The 25,186-nt window shown below is 73.5% G+C and carries 19 protein-coding genes; 8 read left to right on the top strand and 11 right to left on the bottom strand.

The window, feature by feature from the left end; all coding sequences use genetic code 11:
- The first annotated feature begins 59 nt into the window (after window positions 1-59).
- Both gabT and QP089_RS34395 read left to right on the top strand, forming a co-directional pair.
- Entirely contained in the window at window positions 60-1,409 is a 1,350-nt protein-coding gene (gabT, locus tag QP089_RS34400; RefSeq protein WP_285917425.1) for a 4-aminobutyrate--2-oxoglutarate transaminase, read from the top strand.
- 113 nt (window positions 1,410-1,522) lie between these two features.
- Window positions 1,523-2,314 (top strand): SDR family NAD(P)-dependent oxidoreductase, encoded by a 792-nt coding sequence (locus QP089_RS34395; RefSeq protein ID WP_285917424.1) that lies wholly within the window; start codon window positions 1,523-1,525, stop codon window positions 2,312-2,314.
- Here the strand turns inward: QP089_RS34395 and QP089_RS34390 are convergent.
- From QP089_RS34390 to QP089_RS34380, 3 genes are all read right to left on the bottom strand, one after another.
- Complete coding sequence (locus tag QP089_RS34390) at window positions 2,301-3,308, bottom strand: LLM class flavin-dependent oxidoreductase (RefSeq protein ID WP_285917423.1); 1,008 nt, start codon at window positions 3,306-3,308, stop codon at window positions 2,301-2,303. The genes QP089_RS34395 and QP089_RS34390 overlap by 14 nt on opposite strands.
- A gap of 39 nt (window positions 3,309-3,347) precedes the next feature.
- Window positions 3,348-3,626, bottom strand: a complete 279-nt coding sequence (locus QP089_RS34385) for a hypothetical protein (RefSeq protein WP_285917422.1) — start codon at window positions 3,624-3,626, stop codon at window positions 3,348-3,350.
- A gap of 103 nt (window positions 3,627-3,729) precedes the next feature.
- Window positions 3,730-5,433 (bottom strand): ExeM/NucH family extracellular endonuclease, encoded by a 1,704-nt coding sequence (locus QP089_RS34380; RefSeq protein WP_285917421.1) that lies wholly within the window; start codon window positions 5,431-5,433, stop codon window positions 3,730-3,732.
- A 245-nt stretch (window positions 5,434-5,678) separates the two neighbouring features.
- Here QP089_RS34380 and QP089_RS34375 point away from each other — a divergent pair, with 245 nt between their 5' ends.
- From QP089_RS34375 to QP089_RS34365, 3 genes are all read left to right on the top strand, one after another.
- Entirely contained in the window at window positions 5,679-6,956 is a 1,278-nt protein-coding gene (locus QP089_RS34375; RefSeq protein WP_285917420.1) for a lipase family protein, read from the top strand.
- Window positions 6,957-7,023: 67 nt separating this feature from the next.
- Entirely contained in the window at window positions 7,024-8,016 is a 993-nt protein-coding gene (locus tag QP089_RS34370; RefSeq protein WP_285917419.1) for an acyl-CoA desaturase, read from the top strand.
- Between the two features lie 32 nt (window positions 8,017-8,048).
- On the top strand, window positions 8,049-9,809 hold the full coding sequence (locus tag QP089_RS34365; protein WP_285917417.1) for a fatty acyl-AMP ligase: 1,761 nt from the start codon (window positions 8,049-8,051) through the stop codon (window positions 9,807-9,809).
- Between the two features lie 18 nt (window positions 9,810-9,827).
- Here the strand turns inward: QP089_RS34365 and QP089_RS34360 are convergent, their stop codons facing one another.
- The 3 genes from QP089_RS34360 to QP089_RS34350 form a co-directional block, all read right to left on the bottom strand.
- Window positions 9,828-11,126, bottom strand: a complete 1,299-nt coding sequence (locus QP089_RS34360; RefSeq protein WP_285917415.1) for a PucR-like N-terminal domain-containing protein — start codon at window positions 11,124-11,126, stop codon at window positions 9,828-9,830.
- A gap of 202 nt (window positions 11,127-11,328) precedes the next feature.
- Window positions 11,329-12,162 carry an EamA family transporter gene (locus tag QP089_RS34355; RefSeq protein WP_285917413.1) on the bottom strand — a complete coding sequence of 278 codons (834 nt, stop codon included), beginning with the start codon at window positions 12,160-12,162 and terminating at the stop codon, window positions 11,329-11,331.
- Window positions 12,159-12,710 carry a MarR family winged helix-turn-helix transcriptional regulator gene (locus QP089_RS34350; protein ID WP_285917412.1) on the bottom strand — a complete coding sequence of 184 codons (552 nt, stop codon included), beginning with the start codon at window positions 12,708-12,710 and terminating at the stop codon, window positions 12,159-12,161. The genes QP089_RS34355 and QP089_RS34350 overlap by 4 nt, the downstream gene beginning before the upstream one ends.
- A gap of 157 nt (window positions 12,711-12,867) precedes the next feature.
- Here QP089_RS34350 and selA point away from each other — a divergent pair, with 157 nt between their 5' ends.
- The 3 genes from selA to selD are packed head-to-tail and all read left to right on the top strand — an operon-like array spanning window position 12,868 to window position 16,957.
- The gene (gene selA / locus QP089_RS34345; protein WP_285917410.1) at window positions 12,868-14,196 is read left to right on the top strand and encodes an L-seryl-tRNA(Sec) selenium transferase; all 1,329 of its coding nucleotides are present in this window, start codon (window positions 12,868-12,870) and stop codon (window positions 14,194-14,196) included.
- Between the two features lie 2 nt (window positions 14,197-14,198).
- The gene (selB, locus tag QP089_RS34340) at window positions 14,199-15,959 is read left to right on the top strand and encodes a selenocysteine-specific translation elongation factor (RefSeq protein ID WP_285917408.1); all 1,761 of its coding nucleotides are present in this window, start codon (window positions 14,199-14,201) and stop codon (window positions 15,957-15,959) included.
- Window positions 15,956-16,957 (top strand): selenide, water dikinase SelD, encoded by a 1,002-nt coding sequence (gene selD / locus QP089_RS34335; protein WP_285917406.1) that lies wholly within the window; start codon window positions 15,956-15,958, stop codon window positions 16,955-16,957. Before selB ends, selD begins: the two co-directional genes overlap by 4 nt.
- A 20-nt stretch (window positions 16,958-16,977) precedes the next feature.
- Here selD and fdh read toward each other — a convergent pair whose 3' ends face one another.
- From fdh to QP089_RS34310, 5 genes are all read right to left on the bottom strand, one after another.
- Window positions 16,978-20,229, bottom strand: coding sequence for a formate dehydrogenase (gene fdh / locus QP089_RS34330; protein ID WP_285917404.1), 3,252 nt, complete (start codon window positions 20,227-20,229; stop codon window positions 16,978-16,980).
- A gap of 82 nt (window positions 20,230-20,311) precedes the next feature.
- On the bottom strand, window positions 20,312-22,066 hold the full coding sequence (locus QP089_RS34325) for a hypothetical protein (protein WP_285917402.1): 1,755 nt from the start codon (window positions 22,064-22,066) through the stop codon (window positions 20,312-20,314).
- A gap of 167 nt (window positions 22,067-22,233) precedes the next feature.
- A complete protein-coding gene (locus QP089_RS34320) occupies window positions 22,234-22,977 on the bottom strand; it encodes an SCO6745 family protein (protein ID WP_285917401.1) in 744 nt (247 codons plus the stop codon).
- Between the two features lie 33 nt (window positions 22,978-23,010).
- Window positions 23,011-24,258 (bottom strand): PP2C family protein-serine/threonine phosphatase, encoded by a 1,248-nt coding sequence (locus QP089_RS34315; RefSeq protein WP_285917398.1) that lies wholly within the window; start codon window positions 24,256-24,258, stop codon window positions 23,011-23,013.
- Between the two features lie 194 nt (window positions 24,259-24,452).
- Window positions 24,453-24,995: a MarR family winged helix-turn-helix transcriptional regulator gene (locus QP089_RS34310; protein ID WP_285917397.1), complete on the bottom strand. Its 543-nt coding sequence runs from the start codon at window positions 24,993-24,995 to the stop codon at window positions 24,453-24,455.
- Window positions 24,996-25,186 lie beyond the last annotated feature (191 nt).

Raw genomic sequence — 25,186 nt, 5'->3', positions numbered from 1 at the left:
AACGGATTTCGCCGTCCCGTACGGTTCATCGTAGGGGCGGTTCGGCTTATGTTCGCGCCATGACCAGCCAGAACCTGAGCGGTGACCGCCTGCCGCAGGAGCGACGCGTCGTGACCGAGATCCCGGGGCCGCGGTCCCGGGCGCTGCAGGAGCGCCGTGCCGCGGCCGTGGCGCCCGGCGTCGGCAGCGTGCTGCCGGTGTACGTGACCGACGCGGGCGGCGGGGTGGTCGTCGACGCCGACGGCAACTCGCTGATCGACTTCGGCTCCGGCATCGCGGTGACGAGCGTCGGCAACGCCAACCCGCGGGTCGCCGCGCGGGTGAAGGAGCAGGCGGACCGGTTCACCCACACCTGCTTCATGGTGGCGCCGTACGAGTCGTACGTGGCGGTGTGCGAGAACCTGAACCGGATCACGCCGGGCGGCCACGAGAAGCGGTCGATCCTGGTCAACAGCGGCGCGGAGGCGGTGGAGAACGCCGTCAAGATCGCCCGGTACGCGACGGGCCGGCAGGCGGTCGTGGCGTTCGACCACGGCTACCACGGCCGGACGCTGCTGACGATGACGCTCACCGCGAAGAACATGCCGTACAAGCAGGGGTTCGGCCCGTACGCGCCCGAGGTGTACCGGATGCCGCTGGCGTACCCGTTCCGCTGGCCGACCGGACCGGAGAACTGCGGTCCGGAGGCGGCGGCGCAGGCGATCGACCAGATCACCAAGCAGATCGGGGCGGCCAACGTCGCGGCGGTGCTGGTCGAGCCGATCCAGGGCGAGGGCGGGTTCATCGAACCGGCGCCCGGGTTCCTGCCCGCGATCGCCGAGTTCTGCCGCGCGAACGGGATCCTGTTCATCGCCGACGAGGTGCAGACGGGGTTCGCGCGGACCGGCGACCTGTTCGCCTGCGAGCACGAGGGGATCGTCCCGGACATCGTGGCGACCGCGAAGGGCATCGCGGGCGGGCTGCCGCTCGCGGGCGTCACCGGGCGCGCCGACATCATGGACAAGGTGCACGGCGGCGGCCTCGGCGGCACCTACGGCGGCAACCCCCTCGCCTGCGAGGCGGCGCTCGCCGTGCTGGAGGAGATCGAGGAGGGCAAGCTCACCGAGCGCGCCCGCCGGATCGGGGAGATCATGCTGCCCCGGCTGCGCGCCCTCGCGGCCAAGCACGACGCGATCGGGGACGTCCGCGGACGCGGCGCGATGATCGCGATCGAGCTGGTCCGGCCCGGCACCAAGGACCCCGACCCGGAGCTGACGGCGGAGATCGCGCGCCGCTGCCACGCCCAGGGCGTGCTGGTGCTGACGGCCGGGACGTACGGGAACGTGCTGCGCTTCCTGCCGCCGCTGGTGATCCCCGAGCACCTGCTCAACGAGGGCCTGGACGTCATCGAGGAGGCGTTCGCCGGCTGACCGTGTGACCCCCGGCCGGGACCGCCGGCGCCTGAAGACGTTCACTTGCGGCGAGTCGTCGTTATGAGCAGCGTCATGACAACGACTCGCCGCAACTCAACGAAGGGAAGCGCATGGGACGGGTGCTGATCGTCACCGGTGGGGGCAGCGGCATCGGGGCGGCCGTCGCCCGGCAGGCGGGGGAGCGCGGTGACACCGCGGTGATCTGCGGGCGGCGCAAGAACGCGCTGGAGCAGGTCGCAGCCGTGACCGGCGCGGAACCGCGGGTGTGCGACGTGTCCGAGCCGGACGCGGTCGCCGAGCTGGTGGACGGCGTCATCACCGCGCACGGACGGCTCGACGGCCTCGTCGCCAACGCCGGCGTGATGCGGGCCGGCGCCGTCCTCGACCTCAGCCCCGAGGACTGGGACGTCACCCTGCGCACCAACCTGACCTCGGTGTTCCTGCTGGCGAAGGCGGCGCTGCCGCACCTCATCGAGGCGAAGGGCGCCCTCGTCGCGGTGTCGTCGGTCGCGGCGCTGCGCGCCCCCATGGACGGCGCCGCGTACGCCACGTCCAAGGCCGCGCTCACCATGCTCACGCAGACGATCGCCGCCGACTACGGGCCGCGCGGCGTCCGCGCGAACGTGGTGTGCCCCGGCTGGGTCCGCACCGAGATGGCCGACGCGGAGATGGGCGAGTTCGGCGCGCCGCTCGGCCTCGGCCGCGAGGAGGCGTACGAGGAGGTCACCCGGCTCGTCCCGCAGCGCCGCCCCGGCACTCCGGACGAGGCCGCGGCGGCGGTGCTGTGGCTGCTCGGCCCTGAGGCGTCCTACGTCAACGGCGCGGTGCTGTCGGTGGACGGCGGCACCGCGCTCCCCGACCCCGGGACCGTTCCGTTCTCCTTCGAGGTCAGAGCACGCTGACGGCGGGCGGCTCGACGGTCTTCAGGTCGTACAGCTCGGCGACGATCTCGTAGGAGCGGATCCGGTCGGCGTGGTCGAACACCTGCGTGGTCACCATGACCTCGTTCACGCCGGTCCTGTCGATCAGCGCGTCCATCTGCCGCTTCACGCTGTCCGGGCCGCCCATCACCTGGTCGGCGAGCCGCGAGTCGATCATCTGCCGCTCCAGCGGCGTGTACGGGTGCGCGGCGGTCTCCTCAGGCGTCGGCATCTTCCCCGGGCGGCCCTGCCGCAGCCGCAGGAACGCCAGCGCCTGCGGCGCCGCCAGCTCGCGGGCCCGCTCGTCGGACTCCGCCGCCGTCACCGACACGCCGATCATCGAGTACGGCTCGTCCAGCATGCCCGGACGGAACGAGTCGCGGTACAGCGCCAGCGCCGGCAGCGTGTTCTCCGCGCTGAAATGGTGCGCGAACGCGAACGGCAGCCCGAGCAGCCCGGCCAGCCGCGCGCTGTAGCCGCTGGACCCGAGCAGCCACACCGGCGGCTCGTTGCCCGCCGCGGGCGTCACCGTGCTGTCCTCGGCGAAGTAGTTGCGCAGCTCGATGACCTGTTCGGGGAAGTCGTCCACCGACAGCGCGTCGGGGGAGCGGCGCAGCGCCCGCGCGGTCGCCTGGTCGGTGCCGGGCGCCCGGCCGAGGCCGAGGTCGATGCGCCCGGGGAACAGCGCCTCCAGCGTCCCGAACTGCTCGGCGATCACCATCGGCGCGTGGTTCGGCAGCATCACCCCGCCCGACCCGACCCGCATCCGGGACGTCGCCGCCGCGACCTGGCCGATCAGCACCGAGGTCGCGGAGCTGGCGATGCCGGGCATCGTGTGGTGCTCGGCCAGCCAGTACCGGTGGAAGCCGAGCCCCTCGGTGCGCCGGGCGAGGTCGAGGGTGTTGCGCAGCGCGTCGCCGGAGCTGGACCCGCTGACCACGGGCGCCAGGTCGAGGACGGAGAAGGGAATGCTCATAGACAGTGCAAACCCGCCCGGGCCCCGCCGTCTTCCCGGTCAGAGCCGCAGCGCCGCCACCACCACGCCGAGGACGATCCCGATCGCGACGGGGGCGGTGATGCTGATCCACGACCAGTTCGCGAGCCGCCGCGCCCGGTCGGCGTCCGCCGGGAAGGTCTCCTCCGCCCTGCCGTAGAGCATCGCGCCGACGATGAGCAGCGGCAGGAACGCGAACATGGTGAGCAGGCCGAGGATGAACGCGGCCGTCTGCCCGCCGCGCGTGTACGTCCCGTCGGGGCCGATGCCGAACGCCAGACGGGGGGCTGCTTCGTTCATGAGCGCACCGATCACTAGGAAAGTGACCTGGATCATACGCTCGGTGAGCGGCGGCGCAAGGGGCCCGGACGTCACGTTTCCGCACGCCCGGGCCCCGCGGGACTCAGCGCAGGCGCAGGCCGATCAGGACGGGGTCGTGATCGGACGAGCGGAACGCGTCCGGCCGGTAGAAGCGCGGCTGGGTGTACTCGGTGTTGTAGTCGAGGAACGTCGGCTCGTCGCTGTTGACGTGCCAGATCGTCGCGCCCGTCACCCGCCGCGACAGCGCCGCGCCCGCCAGCGCGTGGTCGAGCTCGCCGGACATGCCGTCGAAGACGTAGGAGTAGCGCTGCTCGGGCCGGACGAACCGCTCGGTCTGCCCGGCCAGCCCGGCGCCGGTCAGCACCTTGATCGGGTCCTCGGCGGTGTAGCTGTTGAGGTCGCCGATGACCAGCGGGTTCTCCTCGCGGGCGGCGAGCTCGGCGACGGCCTCCGCCTGCGTGACGCGGCGGGCGTTGAAGCAGCCCTGCCCGTCGCCCTGGTCGGTGTCGGCGCCGGTCGCGCCGGTGCAGCCCTTGGACTTGAAGTGGTTGACGATCAGCGTGAACGTCGCGCCGCCGCCCGCCGGCCGGAACGCCTGGACGAGCGGCGGGCGCTCGAACACCGCCTGGTCGGAGGAGTGCGCGGCGCCGACCGGCGTCACCTTCGCCGGCTTGTAGATGATCGCGACGTGGATCGCGTCGGTGCCCGGGTCCGGGTTCTCGACCCAGGAGTAGGTCCCGGCGCCGACCTCCTCGTTCAGCCGGTCGACCAGCGTCTTCAGCGCGCCGGTGTCGCCGTTGTTCTCGACCTCCATCAGCCCGGCGACGTCCGGGTTCAGACCCTTGAGCGCGGCGACCAGCTTGGCGAGCTGCCGCTCGCGCTCCTCGGCGGTGTTCGCGCCGCGCAGGTTCAGCGTGGTGAACCAGTTGAGCGTGTTGAAGCTCGCCACGCGGACGTCGCCGCCGACCGGCTGCGGCTTCTTCGGCTGCGGGTTGTCGTTGGCGAAGTGCGCCGACCTGGTCGGCTGCAGCGCGTAGGCGCCGAACTGGTAGGTGAGCACGCCGGTGAGCCCGGACGTGGTGTCGCCGATCCTCAGGACGCGCGGGTCGGTGTAGGGGATCGTCGCCGGGTCCTGCACGTTCGACCCGTCGTCCACGAGGAGCTGCCGCGCGTCGTTCTCGGCCTGCGTCGAGCCGTGCCCATCAGTGGGTTGGAAGAGGCGGCCGCCGGCGGAGACGGTGATCTGGCCGTAGCGGCCGAGCTGGTAGGTCTCGGTGGCGGTGAGCTTCTGCGGGAAGCGCAGCAGGACGCCCTCGTACTGTTCGAGGTTCGCGCCGTCCTCCAGCGGCAGCCGCACGTTGTCGGGCCGCACCTTGCCCCGGCCGCACACGTCGACCGCGGTGACCGGCGACAGTTCGGTGAGCCCGTTGTACTCGGCGGCCTTGCCGGTGACGAGGACGCGGTCGCCCGGCTGCACGTCCTGGGTGGAGTAGACGAAGAGCCCGTCGGAGGTGCGCGGGTCGTCGTCCGGCGTCGGGTCCTGGACGAAGAAGCCCTTGAGCTGGTCGGCGCGCTGGAAGTCGCCGGTGACGACGCCCTCGACGCGGACGGTCTGCCCGCGCAGGGGCGAGGTGCCGCCGGTGCCCTGCACCTCGGCGATCTGGTGGGTGGCGGGGGAGCCGCAGGTCTCCGGCTCCGCCGCGCCGGCCGTCCCGACGCCGGCGGCCGTGCTCACGGTCATGCCGGCGGCCAGGACGGCCGCGAGTGCTGCTGCTGTTCGGCGCATGCGCGGGACGGTACGGCCCGGCCGCCCCGCACCGGCGAACCGTTAATGAAGACTCCACCAATTTGCAATGGCTTGTCCCCTCTCGTCCGCGGCGGGCCGTCCGTCCGCTCCCTCCGGGCACGCGGTTTTTGACTTGGTTGCTAATCGGCGCGCCCGAGCCTGTGAGGCGAGTTCATTCCACGGCGCGGCGCCCGTGGGGGACAGTCGGCAGCATTCACTTTCCGGACCCACCCCTGGAGTGAGGAATGCGACTTCGGACCCTGTTCACCACCGCGGCGCTGGGGGCCGCCCTGGCCGTGCCCGCGGTGCTCCCCGCGGCGCAGGCCGAGGCCGCGCCGCCGGGCTGCGACGCGACGGACGCGCAGATCTACGCGGCGCCCTCCGGCACGGTGACCGGGAACCCGGGCGACCTGCTCGCCTGCCGTCCGGCGAAGCTGACCAACATCCCCGGCGACGTGCCGATGCACGCCTGGAAGGTCAGGTACGTCTCGACCGACGCCAAGGGGCAGAAGATCGCCGTGTCCGGCACGGTCGCCGTCCCGGACGCCGAGTGGAAGGGCGGCGGGTCGCGCCCGACGGTCGCCTTCAACCCCGGCACCCTCGGCTCCGGCCCGCAGTGCGCGTTCTCCAAGCAGCTCGCCGGCCAGTACGTCGACATGTACGAGGGCGGCAACCTGCAGCTGATGCTGAAGGCCGGGTACGCGGTCGCCGCCACCGACGGCGTCGGCTACCTCGACGGCCAGGTGCACACCTACATGATCGGCGCGAACGCCGGGCACGCGCTGCTCGACATCGTCCGCACGTCCCGCCAGGTCCCCGGCGGGACGCTCAAGGCGGACGGCAAGGTCGGCATCTCCGGCTACTCCGAGGGCGGCGCCGCCGCGCTGTGGGGCGCGCAGCTCGCCGCGTCGTACGCGCCGGAGCTGAACGTGGTCGGCGCGGCGGCGGGCGGCGTGCCCGGCGACCTCAAGCTGACCGCCAAGCAGCTGAACGGCAGCCTGTTCGCCGGGTTCCTCGCCGACGCGCTGGTCGGCCTGCACGCCGCCTACCCGGAGATGCCGTTCGACGACCTGATGAACGACAAGGGCGCCCAGGCGATCAAGGACGTCAAGGCCAACTGCCTGTACGGGACGCTCGCGGTGTTCCTCGGCGCGAAGGTCGAGAACTTCTCCAAGCAGGGCCTGTCCCTCGACCAGATCTACGCGCTCAAGGGCCCGGACGGGACGAGCTGGGGCGACATCGTCGACCGGCAGAAGCTCGGCGTCGACATCGGCCCGGCGTCCTCGACCGCCAAGTACAGGATCGGCTTCCCGGTGTTCCAGTACCGCGGCTGGCTGGAGGAGATCATCCCGCACGAGACCGAGGACGGCACCCACGAGGCCTACTGCAAGGCCGGCATCAACACGACCTGGAAGAACACCTACCCGACCGAGCACCTGTCCACCGACTGGGGCGCCGCCGGGGACGTGACCAACTTCCTCGGCGACCGGTTCGCCGGCAAGCCCGCCCAGGGCAACTGCTGAACCGCCGCCCCGCCCGCGCTCCCCGTCCCCATCCCACACGTTCTTCGCTGAGTTCAAGGAGTCCGCAATGACAGCGGGTGTCGCCGACGTCGGCCGCAAAGCCCCGCAGCCGGACATTTCCGGAACCGTTCCGCTGCCCGAGCGCATCGCGGTCGTGGTGTTCGTGGCCGCGCCGATCATCGGGGTGCTGGCGGCCGTCCCCTTCCTGTGGGGCTGGGGGATCGGCTGGACCGACATCGCGATCTTCGCCTTCCTGTACCCGCTCAACGCGCTCGGGATCACGGTCGGCTACCACCGGCACTTCACCCACGGCGGGTTCAAGGCCAAGCGGTGGCTGCGGATCGCGCTCGCCATCCTGGGCGGCCAGGCCATGCAGGGCTCGGTCGTCCGGTGGGTCGCCGACCACCGCCGCCACCACAAGTACTCCGACCAGGAGGGCGACCCCCACTCGCCCTGGGCGTACGGGCCGGGCGTGTGGGGCCTCACCAAGGGGCTGTACCACGCGCACATCGGCTGGCTGTTCAGCAAGGACCGCACGTCCCGCAGCAAGTACGCGCCCGACCTGCTGAGGGACCGGGACATCCGGTTCCTGTCGCTCGACCCCGTCTACGCGGTGATCGTGCTGTCGACGTTCCTGGTCCCCCTGGGGCTCGGCGCGCTGCTCACCTGGTCCTGGCACGGCGCGGTCACCGCGCTGTTCTGGGCCGGCCTCATGCGGGTGTTCGTCGGCGAGCACGTCACGTTCTCCATCAACTCCATCTGCCACGTGTTCGGCAAGGAGGACTTCCGGACCCGCGACAAGGCCCGCAACGTGTGGTGGCTGGCCATCCCGTCGTTCGGGGAGTCCTGGCACAACCTGCACCACGCCGACCCGACCTGCGCCCGGCACGGGGTGCTGAAGGGCCAGATCGACATCAGCGCCCGCGTCATCTGGCTCTTCGAGAGGCTCGGCTGGGTCTGGGACGTCCGCTGGCCCGACTACGAGCGCCTCGAGGGCCGCCGCGTCCGGCGCGGCGAACCCGCCCCCGAACCGGCCGCCGCCGACGCCGTCTCCTCCTGACTCGTCCCTCCCGTACCAGGAGCTTTGTGAGCATGACCGACCTCCCCGCGCTCGACCGCACCCCCCTGATCGAGCGGCTCGCCCGGTTCGCCAAGGACTTCCCCGACGACCGCGCCTACACCTTCATGGACTACATGACCGACCCGGACGGCGTCGCCACCGACGTCACCTGGGGGGAGCTGGACCGGCGCTCGCGCGCGATCGCCGCCGCGATCCGGCGCGCCACCTCGCCGGGACGGCGCGTCGCGCTGCTCGCCCCGCAGGACCTGCACTACGTCACCGGGTTCCTCGGCGCGATGTACGCCCGCGTCATCGGCGTCCCGCTGTTCTCGCCGGACCTGCCCGGCCACGGCGACCGGCTGCTGGCCGTCTACCAGGACGCCGAGCCGGACGTCGTCATCACCACGAGCGCGTCGCTGCCGGCCGTCCGCACGTTCCTGGCCGGCGACGGCGTCCGCGAGCCCGCCGAGGTCATCGTCGCGGACGAGGTGGACGGCGCGCTCGACTGGACGCCGGAGCCGATCGACCCCGACGACGTCGCCTACCTGCAGTACACGTCCGGGTCGACCCGCACCCCGGCCGGCGTGATCATCACGCACGGGAACTTCGCCACCAACGCCGAGCAGCTGTGGCGGACGTTCGAGGGCATCCCGCGCGAGTCGTCCGGCGTGAACTGGCTGCCGGTGTTCCACGACATGGGCCTGGTCACCACGGTCGCGCTGCCGCTCGTCTACGGCAACCCCGGCGTGATCATGGACCCGGTGGCGTTCGTGATGCGGCCCGTGCGGTGGCTGGAGCTGCTCAGCGCGCAGAAGCACGCGTTCACCGGCGGCCCGAACTTCGCCTACGAGTACCTGACCGCGCAGGTCACCGAGGAGGAGAAGGCGAAGCTCGACCTCAGCGGCGTGCAGGTGTTCATGAACGGCGCCGAGCCGATCCGGGAGAGCACCCTCACCGGCTTCTACGAGGCGTTCAAGGACTGCGGGCTGAAGCCCGAGGCGCAGGTGTGCGCGTACGGGCTCGCCGAGGCGACCGTGTACGTGTCGGCGTCGTCGCGGTTCCGCAAGCCGACGCGCGCCGCGTTCGACCACGAGGCGCTGCGCCGCGGCACCGCCGAGCCGTGCGACGCCGACGCGCCCGGCGCGATCCAGCTGATCGCGTGCGGCACGTCCTACGGCCAGCACACGATCATCGTCGACTCCGAGACCGGAGAGCGGAAGCCGGACGGGGCGGTCGGCGAGATCTGGGTGCACGGTCCGAACGTCGCCGCGGGCTACTGGGGGCGTCCCGAGGCGACCAAGGAGACCTTCGAGGCCGAGCTGTCCGGCGACATCGGCGGGCTGCCGCGCGGCCCGTGGCTGCGCACCGGCGACCTCGGCGTCCTGCACGGCGGCGAGCTGTTCGTCACCGGCCGGATCAAGGACCTGGTCATCGTCGACGGCCGCAACCACTACCCGCAGGACATCGAGTTCACCGTGTCCAACGCGCACAAGGGCATCCGCCGCGAGTACACCGCGGCGGTGTCGGTGGACACCGGCGACACCGAGGGCCTGGTCGTGGTGGCCGAGCGGAACCGCCGGGTGCCGATCGCGCTGCTGGACGTCGACGAGGTCGCGCAGGCCGTGCGGACCGCCGTCAAGCAGCAGCACGACCTGCGCGTGCACGACTTCGTGCTGATCGAGCCGGGCGGGATCCCGCGCACCAGCAGCGGCAAGATCGCCCGGTCGGCGTGCCGGCAGGCCTATCTCGACCGCACCCTGCCGTACGTGACCGTCCCCGCCCGGGAGGAGTAGCCGCCCGGTCCGGTACCTCTACTGCTCCCCGTCGGCGGCGTCCCGCAGCCAGACGGGGAGCAGCAGCATCAGCTCAAGCCGCAGTGCCGGGTCCTCGATGTCGTAGTCGAACAGGTCGTGGAGCTGCGCGAGCCGGTACCGGACCGTCTGCGGGTGCACGCACAGCGCCTCGGCGGCGTCGGTGGCGTTGAAGCCGTGCTTGAGGCACTCCAGCATCGTCATCGCCAGCCGGCCGCCGCGGTGCGGGCCGAGCTCGGTGAGCGGCGCGAGCCGGCGCCGCGCCGTCGCCTCGGCCAGCGTCCAGCCCTCCTGGAGCAGTAATTCGGGCAGGTGCCGGTCCGCGCGGACGAGCCGTCCGGCCGCCGCGCCGCCCCGCTTGTGCCGCCCGGACGGCCGGTCGGGCGAGCCGGCGGGGTTCTCCGCGCCGCCGAGCCGCCCGGCGGCCATCAGGTCGAGCGTCCGGTGCGCCCAGTGCAGCGACACCCCGGCCTGCTCCAGCGGCACGGACGGGCCGATCGCGCCGGTCCAGCCGGCGATCGTGGCGGTGAGCCGGTCGGGCCCGCCGGGCCGGTCCGGGTCGGGCATCACCAGGCAGGGGCGGCCCCGGTCGACGCCGCTCAGCAGGAACGGCGGCAGCCCCGCCGGGCCCTCGCCGCCGGTGCCGGGGCGCGGCTCCAGCACGATCATCGCGATCCGCTCCGGCAGCGGCCAGCCCGCCAGCCCGGCCTGCTCCACGATGACGTCGTGCGGCGCCGGCGGGGCCGACAGCAGCAGGCCGAGCAGCCGGGCGCGGCGCTGCTCCCGCTCGCCGGCCGCCTTCTCCCGGGCCCGCGCGTACCCCTGCGCGGCGGCCGAGGCGAGCAGGTCCAGGTAGGCGAAGTTCACCTCGGTCAGCGCGATCGCCAGCTCGCGCGGCTTCTTCAGCCGGTCGGCCTCCCGCGACAGGTACCGCCAGGCGGTCCGGGACGCGACGCGCAGCGCGTTCTGCAGGTGCTCCAGGCTGCGCCCCTCGACGGCCTCGCCGTAGCCGATGTCGAAGAAGAGCTGGTGGACCTCCCGCCACGGGGTGTCGGGGTCGGCGATCATCTGCACGAAGTGGCCCATGCCCTGCGCCACCGCGTCCCGGATCACCTCGGTGTAGACGGGATCGTCCGGCCGGCCGTACTCGGGGACGTTCCGCAGCACCCCCTCCACCATGGTCTCGACCAGATCCGGAAGGTGCGGGCGCATCCACCGCGCCTCCTCGCGCGGGATGTCGCGCCAGGGCTGGGCCGACAGATCGTCTGTTTCGGCGGACCCTTCGTGCAGCTCCGTCAAAGTGTCACCTCCATGAGCGGACACCCGGGCCGCCAGGCTAGATATCCCTGGGCACCTGCGACACTCACAGGAGTGACAAGCCGCACTCCGGTTTGGTGCGCAGCGGATTGATTTCGCGCAGCGGAAGACAAAGCTAACCTGTTTTGGGCAGAACGGCACAAGAAACGCGGTGGCGCTTTGTCGTTTTTCGCGGAAGTGCCGCCTAGTGCGGGAGTGTGAGGAGCAGCACGGCCGCCGCGGCGGCGACCAGCCCGGCCACCTGCCCGGCCGACAGCCGTTCGCGCAGCGCGGTGACGCCCCACAACACCGGCACCACCGGGTACAGCGACGACAGCACCACCGCGATGACGACGAGCTGCTGGCGGGTGGCGAGGAGGTAGAACGCGAGCGCCGCCGCCGCGACGGCGCCGGTCGCGAGCGCCCCGAGCTGCGTCCGCATGCCGGGGAGCGTGCGGGCGCGCGCCATCGGCGCGATCGCCACGACGGCCGCGAGGCGTCCGGCCGCGACCGGCCACAGGCCCGCGTCGTGCCCGGCCTGCGCGAGCGCCAGGTACTGCACGCCGATCCCGGCGCTCGCCACCAGCCCGTTGACGAGGGCCGACCGGACCCGGTCCCGCTCGTCCGACCGCGACCGGGAGACCAGCCACAGGGCGGGCAGCACCACCGCGATCCCCGTCCAGGCGGTGAGGGACGGCCGGTCGCCGAGGAACGCCACGCCCACCAGGACGGGGAGCGCGACTCCGCCGACCGCGCTGACGGGGACGACCACGCTCATGGTCCCCTGGCCGATGCCCCGGTACAGGAACACCATGGCGATTCCCGTCCCGATTCCGGACAGGGCGCCCCACGCGACGTCCTGCCACGACAATTCCCGCACCGGGACGGCGAAAGCGACCGCGACGGCGCAGACCAGCCCGCCCACTTGGCCGAGGAATGCGACCGTGCGGAAATCCGCTCGCCGCGACAACAGGCCGCCGGTCACATCGGCGATGCCGTAACAGAGCGCTGACGCGAGTGCGAGAAAGGCGCCCGTCACGACGGTTCCGGGGCCCTCTCCCCGCCGGACCCCTCCGCGAGGGCATCGCGTTCGGCCTGCCCGACGGGGCAGACGGCACCGTCGGTGCAGCAGGCGCGGTCGCACAGGCGGCACATGACGTCCGCGTCGCCGATCTCGGCGTACAGCCGGGTCAGGAGCTTGCCGAGGAGGGCCGTCAGCTGGTCGCGCTCGGCCGCGTCGAGGCCGGCCAGGGCGGTGGCGAGCGGGGCGCCGCGCGCGGTGAGCATGGCGTCCACCGCCCTCTCGCCGGCCGGCGTCAGCCGCACGTGGACGGCGCGGCCGGGGCCGCGGTCGCGCCGGGCGAGGCCGGTGGCCTCCAGGCCGTCGAGCATGCGGGCCGCCGCGGACTGCGTGAGCCCGACGCGCCGTCCCAGCTCGGTGACGCCGAGGCCGGGCGCGCCCGCCAGCACGACGAGGGCGCCGGCGCCGCTGGCGCTCACCCCGGCGGCCCGGGTCGCCTCGGCCAGCACGAGGTCGGCGACCGCCAGCGAGGCGGCGCCGAGCAGGTTCGCGAGTCGGTCATGCATGAGTCATGCATAACAGCGAGGGCGGGACCGGCGCAACCCGTGGCGGGGAAGTCACGGAAAGCTCGCGCGCCGTCGTTTGCCTGCCGGCCTGCGGGGGTAATGCTTGCTGGTCCCGTGTGCCGTACGGTGCCCCGCCGCCCGCCTGGAGGTCGCCTGAATGGATCGTGAGCCCGCACCGGTCCCGGCGGCGCCGTCCGGTGCGCAGGACGGGCGGCGGCACATCCCGCGCACGGACGTGCTGCTGGCCGACCCGCGGCTCGCGGAGGCGGCGGCGCGGCTCGGACGCGGCGTGGTGAAGGCGGCGGTCGTCGCGGCGCAGCGGCGCGCGCGGACGGGCGAGATCCCGGCCGGCGCGGTCGCGGACGAGGCGGCTGCGGCGCTGCCGGACACCGCCGCGGGGCTGCGGCCCGTGATCAACGCGACCGGCGTGCTGCTGCACACCAACCTCGGGCGGGCGCCGCTGTCGGACGCCGCGCGGGAGGCGATGCTGGTCGCATCCGGCGCCACCGACGTCGAGCTGGACCTGGCGACCGGGGCGCGGGCGCGGCGCGGCCGGTCCGCGCTGGCCGCGCTGCTGGAGGCGGTCCCGGCGGCGGAGGCGGCGCACGTGGTGAACAACGGCGCGGCGGCGCTGGTGCTGGCCGCGACGGCGCTCGCCGGCGACCGCGAGATCATCGTCAGCCGCGGCGAGATGGTGGAGATCGGCGACGGGTTCCGCATCCCCGAGCTGCTCGCCGCGACCGGCGCCCGGCTGCGCGAGGTCGGCACCACGAACCGCACCTCGCCGGACGACTACGCGGCGGCGATCGGCCCCGACACCGGCTTCATCCTCAAGGTGCACCCGTCCAACTTCCGCGTCACCGGCTTCACCCGCTCGGCGGACGTCGCCGAACTGGCCGGGCTCGGCGTCCCGGTCGTCGCCGACATCGGCTCCGGCCTGCTGGAACCCGAACCGCTGCTGCCCGACGAGCCCGACGCGTCCACCTGGCTGAAGGCGGGCGCCGACCTGGTCACCGCCAGCGGCGACAAGCTGCTCGGCGGCCCGCAGTGCGGGCTCGTCCTGGGCCGGGAGGAGTTCGTGCGGCGGCTGGCCCGGCATCCGCTGGCGCGGGCGCTGCGCGTCGACAAGCTGACGCTCGCCGCGCTGGAGGCCACCGTCCGCGGGCCCCGCACCCCGACGGGCGAGGCGCTGCACGCCGACGTCGAGGAGCTGCGGGAACGCGCGCGGCGCCTCGCGTTGCGCCTGCGCGAGCAGGGCGTGGACGCGGCGGCGGTCGGCAGCGACGCCGCCGTCGGAGGCGGGGGCGCGCCCGGCGTCGTCCTGCCGAGCGCGGCCGTCTCGCTGCCCGAACCGTACGCCGCGCGGCTGCGGCAGGGCACGCCGGCGGTGATGGGCCGCATCGAGGACGGTCGCTGCCTGCTCGACCTGCGCTCCGTCCCGCCGGACCAGGACGACGCGCTTGCCCGCGCGGTGGAAGGACCGTGAGGATGCACGTCGTCGCCACTGCAGGCCACGTCGACCACGGCAAGTCCACCCTCGTCCGCGCGCTGACCGGGATGGAGCCCGACCGGCTGGAGGAGGAGCGGCGCCGCGGCCTGACCATCGAGCTCGGCTTCGCCTGGACCGGCCTGCCGGGCGGCGGGACCCTCGCGTTCGTCGACGTCCCCGGGCACGAGCGGCTCGTCGCCACCATGCTGGCCGGCGTCGGCCCCGCACCCGCCGCGCTGTTCGTCGTCGCCGCCGACCAGGGCTGGCAGCGGCAGTCGCAGGAGCACCTCGCGGTGCTCGACGCGCTCGGCGTCCGGCACGGCCTGCTCGCCGTCACGCGCACCGACCTCACCGACGCCGAGACCGCCGGACGGGTGCGCGACGACGCCCGCGACCGCATCGCCGCAACCTCCCTCGGCAAGGTCGCGGCGGTCGAGGTCAGCGGCGCCACCGGGCAGGGCCTGGACGACCTGCGCGCCGCCCTGCGCGACCTCGCCGGCTCGCTTCCCGCCCCCGACCCGGACGCCGACGTGCGGCTCTGGACCGACCGGGTCTTCACCGTCCAGGGCCGCGGCACCGTCGTGACCGGCACGCTCGGCGCCGGGACGATCCGCGTCGGCGACCGGCTGGAGGTCGGCGGCGAGACCGTCCGGGTGCGGGGCCTGCAGAGCCTCAAGGAGCAGCGCGACGAGGTCGGCGCCGTCGCCCGCGTGGCCGTCAACCTGCACGGCGGCGCGGAGATCCGCCGCGGCGACGCGCTGCTGGCCCCCGGACGCTGGCTCGCCACCGAGCTGGTCGACGTCCGGCTGCACGGCGACCCGGCCCGCGACCTGCCGCGACAGCTCGTCCTGCACGCCGGGTCGGCGGCGGTGCCGGTGCACGTCCGTGCGCTCGGCGAGGACACCGCGCGGCTCGCGTTGGAGCGCCCGCTGCCGCTGCGGATAGGCGACGTCGCGCTGCTGCGCGACCCCGGCCGGCACCGCGTTCCCGCCGGGGTCACGGTGCTGGACGTGCGGCCCGAGCCGTTCACCCGCCGCGGCGCCGCGGCGGCCCGCGCCCGCGAGCTGGCCGCGATGACCGGCCGCCCGGACGGCGCCGCCGAACTGCAGCGCCGCGGCCTCGTCCGCCGCGCCGACCTGATCGCGATGGGCGTGCCCGTGCCGTCCGAACCCGTCACGGGGGACTGGCTCGCCGACCCCGCCCACTGGGACGACCTGCGCCGCCGCCTGCACGCGACCGTTGAAGAGCACGCGAGGGACCACCCGACCGACCCCGGCATGTCGGCCGAAGCGGCCCGCCGCGCCCTCGGCCTTCCCGACCGCGCCCTGGTCGAGGCCCTCGCCACCGGCCTGCACCGCCGCGACGGCCGCCTCTACGGCACCGCCAAGGCGCCCGAGCTGCCCGCGCACATCCGCAAGGCGGTCGACGCCGTCCGCCGCGACCTGGCCGGAGCCCCGTTCAGCGCGCCCGACGCGAGGCGGCTCGCCGAACTCGGCCTGACCCCGAAGCTGATCGCGGCCGCCGCCGCGACCGGCGCGCTGCTCAGGATCGCCGACGGCATCGTCCTGCTGCCCGGCGCCGACGCCGAGGCCGCCGAGCTGCTCGCCGGGCTCGACCAGCCGTTCACCCTCAGCGAGGCGCGCCGCGCCCTCGGCACCACCCGCCGCGTCGCCGTCCCGCTGCTGGAACACCTCGACGAGCAGGGCCGCACCGTCCGCGTCGACGACCAGCGCAGACGCTGCACCGGAAGGACCCCATGACCCTCAAGCGGCTGACCCAGTACGCGCACGGCGGCGGCTGCGCCTGCAAGATCCCGCCCGGCGAGCTGGAGGACGTCGTCGCGGGCCTCACCGCGGGGCCCGCCCATCCGAACGGCGACCTCCTCATCGGCCTCGACACCGGCGACGACGCCGCCGTCGTCACGCTGCCCGACGCCCCGGGCGGCCCCGCCGTCGTCGCCACCGCCGACTTCTTCACCCCCGTCGTCGACGACCCGTACGACTGGGGCCGCATCGCCGCCGCGAACGCGCTGTCCGACGTGTACGCCGTCGGCGGCCGCCCGCTCGTCGCGGTGAACCTGCTCGCCTGGCCCCGCGGCGTCCTGCCGTTCGACCTCGCCCGCGAGGTGCTGCGCGGCGGCCTGGACGTTGCCGCCCAAGCGGGCTGCCACGTCGGAGGCGGCCACAGCGTCGACGACCCCGAACCCAAGTACGGGATGGCCGTCACCGGTGTCGCCGACCCGTCCCGCCTGCTCCGCAACGACACCGGCAAGCCCGGCGCGCCGCTCACCCTGACCAAGCCGCTCGGCGTCGGCGTCCTCAACAACCGGCACAAGACGACCGGCGAGGTGTTCCCGCACGCCGTCGAGTCCATGGCCGCGCTCAACCGCGACGCCTGCGCCGCCGCGCTCGCCGCCGCCGCCGTCTGCGCCACCGACGTGACCGGCTTCGGTCTGCTCGGCCACCTCTACAAGCTCGCCCGCGCGTCCGGCGTCACCGCCGTGATCGACGCCGCCGCCGTCCCCTACCTCGACGGCGCCCGCGCGTCCGTCCGCGCCGGCCACGTCAGCGGCGGCACCCGCCGCAACCTCGACTGGGTCGCCCCCCGCACCGACTTCGGCGCCGCCTCCGAGGAGGACCGCCTCCTCCTCGCCGACGCCCAGACCTCCGGCGGCCTCCTGGTCGCCGCCAAGCTCCCGGGCCACCCCGTGATAGGCGAACTGATCCCCGCCACCGACCACCCCCTGATCGTCCGCTGACCCGCCGCCGTCGGCGTTCGTCAGACCTCGGTGCCGGTCTGGTCGGTGATGCCGGCCCGGGCGCGGTAGGTGCGGACCAGGGCGAGGGCCGCCTGGCCGCGGGGGCGGCAGCCGGGGCGGATGTCGCAGGCGAGGGCCTTCGCCTCCTGGATGTGGGTGTTCGGGTCCAGGGCGAGGTGCAGCAGCTCGTTGGCGGAGTCGCCGCGGCTGTAGCCGTTGGAGCCCCAGTGGTAGGGCAGGCCGATCTGGTGCAGGGTGCGGCCGTCCATCGCCAGCGGCGTGATCCGCTCGGTCACCATGACGCGGGCCTCGATGACGCCGCGGGCGCTGACGATGGTGGCCCAGCCGCCGTGCTCGAGGCCGCGTTCGGCCGCGAGCTCCGGTGAGATCTCGCAGAAGAACTCCGGCTGGAGCTCGGCCAGGTACGGCTGCCAGCGGGACATGCCGCCCGCCGTGTGGTGCTCGGTGAGCCGGTACGTGGTCGTGACGTAGGGGAACACCTCCGAGCCCGGCTCGTTCCCGCTCGGCTGGTAGAGGTTCGCCGGATGCGGTTCGAGCAGGTGCCGGACGGGGTTGCGCTGCTGGGTGTACAGCGGGTTGGTGAAGGGCGATTCCTGCGGCTCGTAGTGCGCGGGCAGCGGGCCGTCGGTGAGCCCGGCGGGGACGTACAGCCACGCCTTGCCGTCGGCCTGCATGATGAACGGGTCGTTGCCGGCGAGGGCGTCCGGACCGGACGCGTCGTGCGGTGGTTCGTAGTCGGGCGCCCTGTCGGCGACGAAGTCGGGGACGTCGTGGCCCGTCCACCTGCCCTTGCCGGGGTCCCACCAGACGAGCGCCTTGCGGTCGCTCCACGGGTTGCCGTCGGGGTCGGCGGACGCCCGGTTGTACAGGATCCGGCGGTTCGCGGGCCACGCCCAGCCCCATTCGGGCGCCACCCAGCTCTGGTCCCTGCCGGGCTTGCGGCGCGCGGGCTGGTTGACGCCGTCGGCGTAGCAGCCGGCGTAGATCCAGCAGCCGCAGGAGGTGGAGCCGTCGTCCTTCAGTTCGGTGTAGGAGGAGATCGGGTCCCCGCCCTCGCCGCGGCCGTTGACCTCGGCGAGGACGGCCTCGGCGTCGGGCTCGGCGATGCCGCCCCGCGTGGGGTAGTCCCAGGTCAGGTCGAGCACCGGGCGGTCCATCTCGTCGGACGAGCCGGCGAGCTTGTCGCGGATGATCCGGCCGAGGTGGTACATGAACCACAGCTCGCTGCGCGCGTCCCCGGGCGGTTCGACGGCCTTGTGGTGCCACTGCAGCATGCGCTGGGTGTTGGTGAAGCTGCCGTCCTTCTCGGTGTGCGCGGCGGCGGGCATGAAGAACACCTCGGTGCCGATGTCCTCGGTGCGCATCTCCCCGGACTCGATCTCCGGGCCGTCCTTCCACCACGTCGCCGACTCGATGAGCGAGAAGTCGCGGACGACGAGCCAGTCGAGGTTCGCCATGCCGAGCCGCTGCATCCTGGCGTTGGCGGAGCCGACCGCCGGGTTCTCGCCGAGCAGGAAGTAGCCCTTGCACTGCCCCTGGATCTGCGCCATCACCGTCTCGTAGGTGCTGTGCGAGCCGGTGAGCCTGGGCAGGTAGTCGAAGCAGTAGTCGTTGCCGTCGGTCGCCGCGTCGCCCCAGTACGCCTTCAGCAGGCTGACGAGGTAGGAGCGCATGTTGCCCCAGAAGCCCTTGCGGGCGGCCTCGGCGGCGATGAACGCGTCCAGGTCCTCGTTGGCGTGGGCGTGCGGCATCGGGATGTACCCGGGCAGCAGGTTGAACAGCGTCGGGATGTCGGTCGAGCCCTGGATGGAGGCGTGGCCGCGCAGCGCGAGGATGCCGCCGCCGGGGCGCCCGATGTTGCCGAGCAGCAGTTGCAGGATCGCCGCCGTCCGGATGTACTGCACGCCGACCGTGTGCTGCGTCCAGCCGACGGCGTAGGCGAACGCGGTGGTCCGGTCGCGGCCGGAGTTCTCCGTGACCAGCTCGCAGACCTGGAGGAACTGGTCGCGCGGCACGCCGCAGATCCGCTCCACCATCTCCGGGGTGTAGCGGGAGAAGTGCCGCTTGAGCACCTGGAAGACGCACCTCGGGTGCTCCAGCGACGGGTCGCGCTCCGGGTCGCCCTCGCCGAGCGCCGGGCCGCCGGACCCGCTCTTCTCGCCGCGTCCGGACGACGACAACGCCTCGACGCGCTCGTCGTACTTCATGTCGCGCTCGCCCGCGGCGGACTGCACCTCCAGGCCCTCGTACCGCCAGGTGCTCGGGTCGTAGCTGCGCGAGTCGCGGTCCAGGCCGGAGAACACGCCGTCGAGGTCCTCGGTGTCGCGGAAGTCCTCGTTCAGGATCACCGACGCGTTGGTGTACTCCAGGACGTACTCGCGGAAGTACTTCTCGTTCGACAGGACGTGGTTGACGATCCCGCCGAGGAAGGCGATGTCACTGCCCGCGCGCAGCGGGACGTGCACGTCCGCGAGCGCGCTGGTGCGGGTGAACCGCGGGTCGACGTGCACCAGCTTGGCCCCGCGCGCCTTCGCCTCCATCACCCACTGGAACCCGACCGGATGGCACTCGGCCATGTTCGAGCCCTGGACCACGATGCAGTCGGAGTTCTGCAGGTCCTGCTGGAAGGTGGTCGCGCCGCCGCGTCCGAACGAGGTTCCCAGACTGGGAACGGTGGAGGAGTGTCAAACGCGCGCCTGGTTCTCGATCTGCACGGCGCCGAGCGCGGTGAACAGCTTCTTGATGAGGTAGTTCTCCTCGTTGTCCAGCGTGGCGCCGCCGAGGCTGGCGAACCCGAGGGTGCGCCGCGTCCGCCTGCCGTCCTGCTCCCACTGCCAGCCGTGCCGCCGCGCCGCGATGACGCGGTCGGCGATCATGTCCATGGCGGTGTCCAGGTCGAGGCGTTCCCATTCGGTGCCGTGCGGGCGCCGGTAGAGCACGTGGTGCTCGCGCGCCGCGCCGGTCGTCAGCTGCAGGCTCGCCGACCCCTTCGGGCAGAGCCGGCCGCGGCTGACGGGGGAGTCGGGGTCGCCCTCGATCTGGGTGACCTTCCCCTTCTCGACGTACACGTTCTGGCCGCAGCCGACCGCGCAGTAGGGGCAGACGGACTTGACGACCTGGTCGGCGGTGCTCACCCGCGGCCTGAGCCGTTCGCTGGCCCCGCTCTTCGCGGCGGCCCCGCGGCCCAGCGGATCGTTCCCGGTCACCTGCCGGTACACCGGCCACGATCCGATCCACTGGCGGACGCCCATCTCGACCCCCTCACCTCATCGGGCCGACAGCTACCCGCGTCCCGCACCCCGAAACACCCGGGGGCGGGACGCGGGCGGGGCGTCACTTCGCGGCGAAGGCCGCCAGTGCGGTGGAGATGATTTCGGGCTTGCCGTCGTTCTGCTTCGCGGACGCGGTCAGCACGTCGATGTGCTGGTAGCCGGGGGCGATGACGTCGCCGGGCTGCGGGGTCCGGCCGCCGAGCCCGTCGCCGGCCTCCAGGTTGGCGATCGGGTTGGCCGTCGGGCCGTTGGTGTGGACGGCGTCGTCGGCGATGCCGGGCGAGGCGGCCAGCGCGATGTCGGTGACCATCTTGGTGGGGAAGTAGTGCTCGGTGAAGTCCAGCGGCTGCTCGGCCAGGCTGCGGGCCAGCTCGCCGATGTCGGTGACCTCCTTGGCGGCGGACGTGAACGGGGTGCCGTCCTTGGACTTGTAGACCGGGTCGTCGGGGGCGCCGACGCGGTCGTAGTTCCGCCAGGTGTAGAGCGGGCCGTTCGGCTCGTCCGGGATGGCCTTCTTGTCGGGGCCGAGCAGCTGCGTGAGGCCGCCGAGACCGATCTTGTCCAGGTCGTTGGGCGCCGGGAACTCCTTGTCGACGATCTTCCCGCCGTCCCAGAACCCGACGCTGGCCTGCATGAACGCCAGCGGTTCGGAGTTGTCGTCGAGCAGCCCGCCGAGCGCCGCCGCGTTGGTGAAGTTGAAGTCCTTCACCGTCGGCGAGCCCTTGAGGAACGTCGGGTAGTCCTTGGAGAACAGCAGCCGGTAGGTGGTGTCGGTGTTGAACGAGGACGGCACGTAGGCCGCCAGGTCGGACAGGCCGTCGGGGGCGAGGTCGGCGGCCAGCCCCGCGATCGACAGCAGGTTCATCGTCTCGGTGTTGATCACCGCGGGGGCCGACAGCGTGCGGGGCACGACACCGCTCTCCAGCCCGGCCTGGACGGCGGCCGCGCCGAACTTCAGCAGCGGGACCAGGTCGGTCGGGAGCTGGCCGTCCATTCCGGGCAGGCTCGTGCTGATGCGGGTGTCGAGCGCGAAGTAGCCGGAGCACTGGTTGTAGCCGGCGTCATCGGTGGTGGAATGGTTGCCGTCGAAGTCCCACTCGGAGAAGAACGCGGTCAGGATGCCGCCGAGGGAATGGCCGCCGCACAGCATCTTCTGCTTGCGCGCCTTCTGGTCCGGCAGTTCGTGGGCCATCAGGTCGTACTCGTCGCGGACGGTCTGCTCCAGCCCCACGTTCTGCAGCCATTTCACCTGGTCGTTGGACTGGTAACCGGCGAACTTGCGCCCGTCCACCTCCTTTTGCCGGTAGTAGTAGTCGACGGCGAGATGGACGTTCTTCGCGGCGAGCCCGGCCTGCACGCCGGTGTGGTCCTCCAGGCAGTTGGACCGGCGGTCCAGCGCCCAGAACTCGATGTGCCTGCCGTTCTCGGCGGCGGCCGCGACGGTGTTGCGGGCGACGCTGTCGAAGGCGCCCGCGCCTTCCAGGACGCCGGGCTGCGCGACCAGGATCCTGTCGGCCTGCGCCGAGGCGGCGGGACCGCCGGCGTCGCGGAACCGCAGGTACGACAGCCAGTCGCAGGCCTCCGGATGCGGGCCCGCCGAGGCCGGCAGGGGCACGCGCACCCGCACCAGCGACTCGGCGACCCCGGTGACGGGGGAATTGGTGGCGACCGGCGTCTCGACCCGGTCGGTCGCGCGCGCGTTCGCGGGCCCCGGCGCCGCCACCGCGGCGGCGACGAGCGCCGACGCGCCCAGCACGGCGAGCGCGCCGAACCGGCGCGGGGGGCGGCGGACGAGGGGGTGGGATGGTCGCCCCATCGCATTCTCCTTCCGGACGCTGACGGATACGGGGCAACAATGAACGCCGTCCCGCCGCCGCGACAGTCGTCCGCTGACACAGTTCCCGCGCCGTTTCTGTCCCGGGACGACAAAACGCGCCCCCGCACCGCGCGGTACACGCGCGGCCGGGGCAAAGCGGTAGGCGGTCAGCCGAGCGCGGCGGTGCCGACCGCGCGGATCAGATCGGCGAACTCGGCGCGCTCGGACGGCGACAGCGCGCGCTCGTACACCGCGGCGGCGAGCCGGTCGGTGGTGTCCTCGGCCTCCATGCGGCGGCCCTTCAGCGCGGAGCAGTCCGGCAGGTCGCCGCGCCAGCCGAGGAAGCGCGCCCGGTCCTCGGTGTCGTTGGCGAGCACCGCCTCCAGCGGCGCGAGCCCGGCCGCGGTCGTCGCCACCAGGTGCAGCGCGCCCCGCCATTCCCGCAGCACGTGCACCAGCTGCGCGGTGCGGCCCGGCACGTCGTCGGCCAGCGGCTCGGCCCGCCAGCCGCAGAACAGCGGCAGCCCGGACCCCTCGGCCGCGTCGACGACCCGTCCGGCCAGCTCGCACAGCCGCTCGCCGCCGGTGTCGCCGATGCGGTCGCGGCCCCACTGCACGCAGGTCGCCCCGTACCGCCGCGCCGCCTCCCGCGCGCCGGCGACCGCGACGCCCTCGTCCCAGAGCATTCGGACGACCTGCGGGGGGAACCAGCCCATCGCGGCCGACACGACGTCGGCGTCCACGTCGCCGAGCACGCCGCCGCGGCCCGCGAAGTAGAACGCGAAGGGGTTGGCGTATCCGGCCTCCTTGCCGCGTTCCGCGGTCGCCGGGTCGAGCATCCACGCCGCGCCCACGTCGTGGACGATCCTGTCGGCCGCCCGCACGGTCTCCATCGCGTCCAGCCCGCCCATCGCGCCTCCTCCGCTCGCCTGGTAAGCGGGAGGTTACTCCGGCTCGCCCGCCGCCGGGGCGGCGGGGCGGTGCCAGTCGAGGCACACCACCACGGCGTCGTCGGCGAGATCGGCGCCCTCGTGGTGCTCGATCAGCTCGTTGACGATGGTCAGCGGCACCTCGGCCGCGTCCTGCAGCCGGCTGCGGCGGGTGGCCTGCTCCAGCGCGTGCGTGCCGAACTCGCCGCGCGCGGACCGCGCGGAGAACACCCCGTCGCTGACGATGACCAGCCGGTCGCCGGGCTCCAGGTGGAACCGCTGCGGCCGGTACTCGGTGTCGGGGAACATGCCGAGCGGCAGCTGCTGCTCCAGCGGGACGGGCGTCACCTCGGCGCCGCGCGCCCGCAGGATCCGCGGCGAGCCGGCGTCGATGACGTGCACCGTCCCGTCCGCGAGGTCGATCCGCATCACGAGCGTCTCGGTGAACTCGCGGCCCCCGTAGCGGACGTGCACCATGTCGTTGGCCAGGCTCGCCTGCTCGCCGATGTCGGCGCCGGAGCGGCGCGCGTTGCGCAGCGCGCCGACCGTCAGCGACGTCAGCAGCGCCGCCTGGATGCCGGTGCCCGACCCGTTGGTGACGGTCAGCGCGAGATGGTCGTGCTCGGCGGACCAGTCGAAGTTGTCCCCGCCGATGGAGTACGCCGGTTCGAGATGGCCGGCGAGGCTGTAGCCGTCACCGGAGCAGGCGTGGCCGGGCAGTAACTGCCACTGCAGCTCGGCGGCGAGCGTCAGCCGCTGGTCGCGCCGGGCCCGCTCGTAGCGGTCGGTGTACTTCCAGGCGACCCGCAGGGCCGCGCCGAACACCGCGCCGGTCTCCTCCAGGGCGTCCAGGACGGCGTCGTCCCAGCCGGCGGCGGACGAGCGGAACTCCAGCACCCCGAGCCGCTCGCCCCGCGCCGTGACCGGGACGAAGACCACCGCGGAGTCGACCACGCGGCGCCGGGAGACGAACGCGCGTCCCGGCGCGGTGCCCCGGATCCTGATCGGCGCGGCCGGCTCCCCTCCGGCCGCTCCTCCGGCCGCCCCTCCGGCCGGTTCCCCTCCGGCCGGCCGCCCCGGCGCGGCGCGGAAGGGCTCGACCGGCAGCAGAACGCGCGAGTGGTAGTCGTTCACCAGGAGGCGCACTTCGCGGATCTGCGGCAGCTCCTGCCGGAACAGCGCGGTGAGCGTCTCCGGGAGCGCGTGCGCGGGGGCCAGGCGCAGCGCCCGTTCGACCCTGGCCGCGCGGCCGTGCGTGCTCATTGCGACCCCATCTCGTTGGTCCGGGCCGTCCACCTCCCGGGGCGTGGTTCCTCCGCAGGCCCGTCCGGACTGGGGCGGAGGACCGCAGGGGAAGACTGTCAAAAAGCTTGCCACATGGCAAATACTTGATGTCGAGGAGCACCGGAATTCGTTACCGGGTTCGCGCGGAACCGGCCGGGCGGGTGCGGGCGGGCTCAGGCCGTCCGCGAGCCGAGGGCCGGCGAGGAGCCGCCGTCGTCCTGCCGCTCGCGCGCCAGGTCGAACTCGGTGAGCGCGTCGAGCAGCCGCCCCCGGGAGGCGGGCGTCAGCTGCGCCAGCACCTCGCGCACCGCCGCGCGGCGGCGCCGGGTCAGCTCCGAGTACAGCCGCTCGCCCTGCTTGCTCAGCCGGACGATGATCTCCCGCCGGTCGGTCAGCGCGCTCTCGCGCACCACCAGCCCGGCCGCCTCCAGCCGGTCGCACAGCCGGCTCGTGGACGAGGGGATCGCGCCGAGCTCCTCGGCGAGCCGGCCGAGGTTCGGCCGGCCGAACCGGGCGATCGCCTCCACGGCGCGCAGCTGGATCGGCGACACCGCCGGCTCCAGTCCCTGGTCCGCGCGGCTCCACAGCAGCGCCGCCGCGCTCAGCACCCGCTCGACGGCGGCGGTGACGTCGTCGGGCACCTCGCCAGCCGCGCCGGCCGCCGGTTCCTCGGCCGCCGGGGCGTCGGCCGAGAGCCGCGGTCGTCGCTGAGTCACGCTTCCGCCTTTCTCATCGAGTTCCCTGGCCTCGTCACCCGCGGCACCGGCTCGCGCGTCCCGCCGCGGAGGGGGCGGGACGGGGCGCGTCGCAGACGGAAGACCACGATAAAGGACGACGGCCGTCCGGGGGCGGCGGTGGCGCCGCCCGGGGCCGCGCAGCGGAGGGCGATGGGTGCGGCATCGTGCGG

The sequence above is a fragment of the Actinomadura opuntiae genome (assembly GCF_030283205.1).
In the GTDB taxonomy this organism is placed as follows: Bacteria; Actinomycetota; Actinomycetes; order Streptosporangiales; family Streptosporangiaceae; genus Spirillospora.
This window is presented reverse-complemented; position numbering and strand designations above follow the sequence as displayed.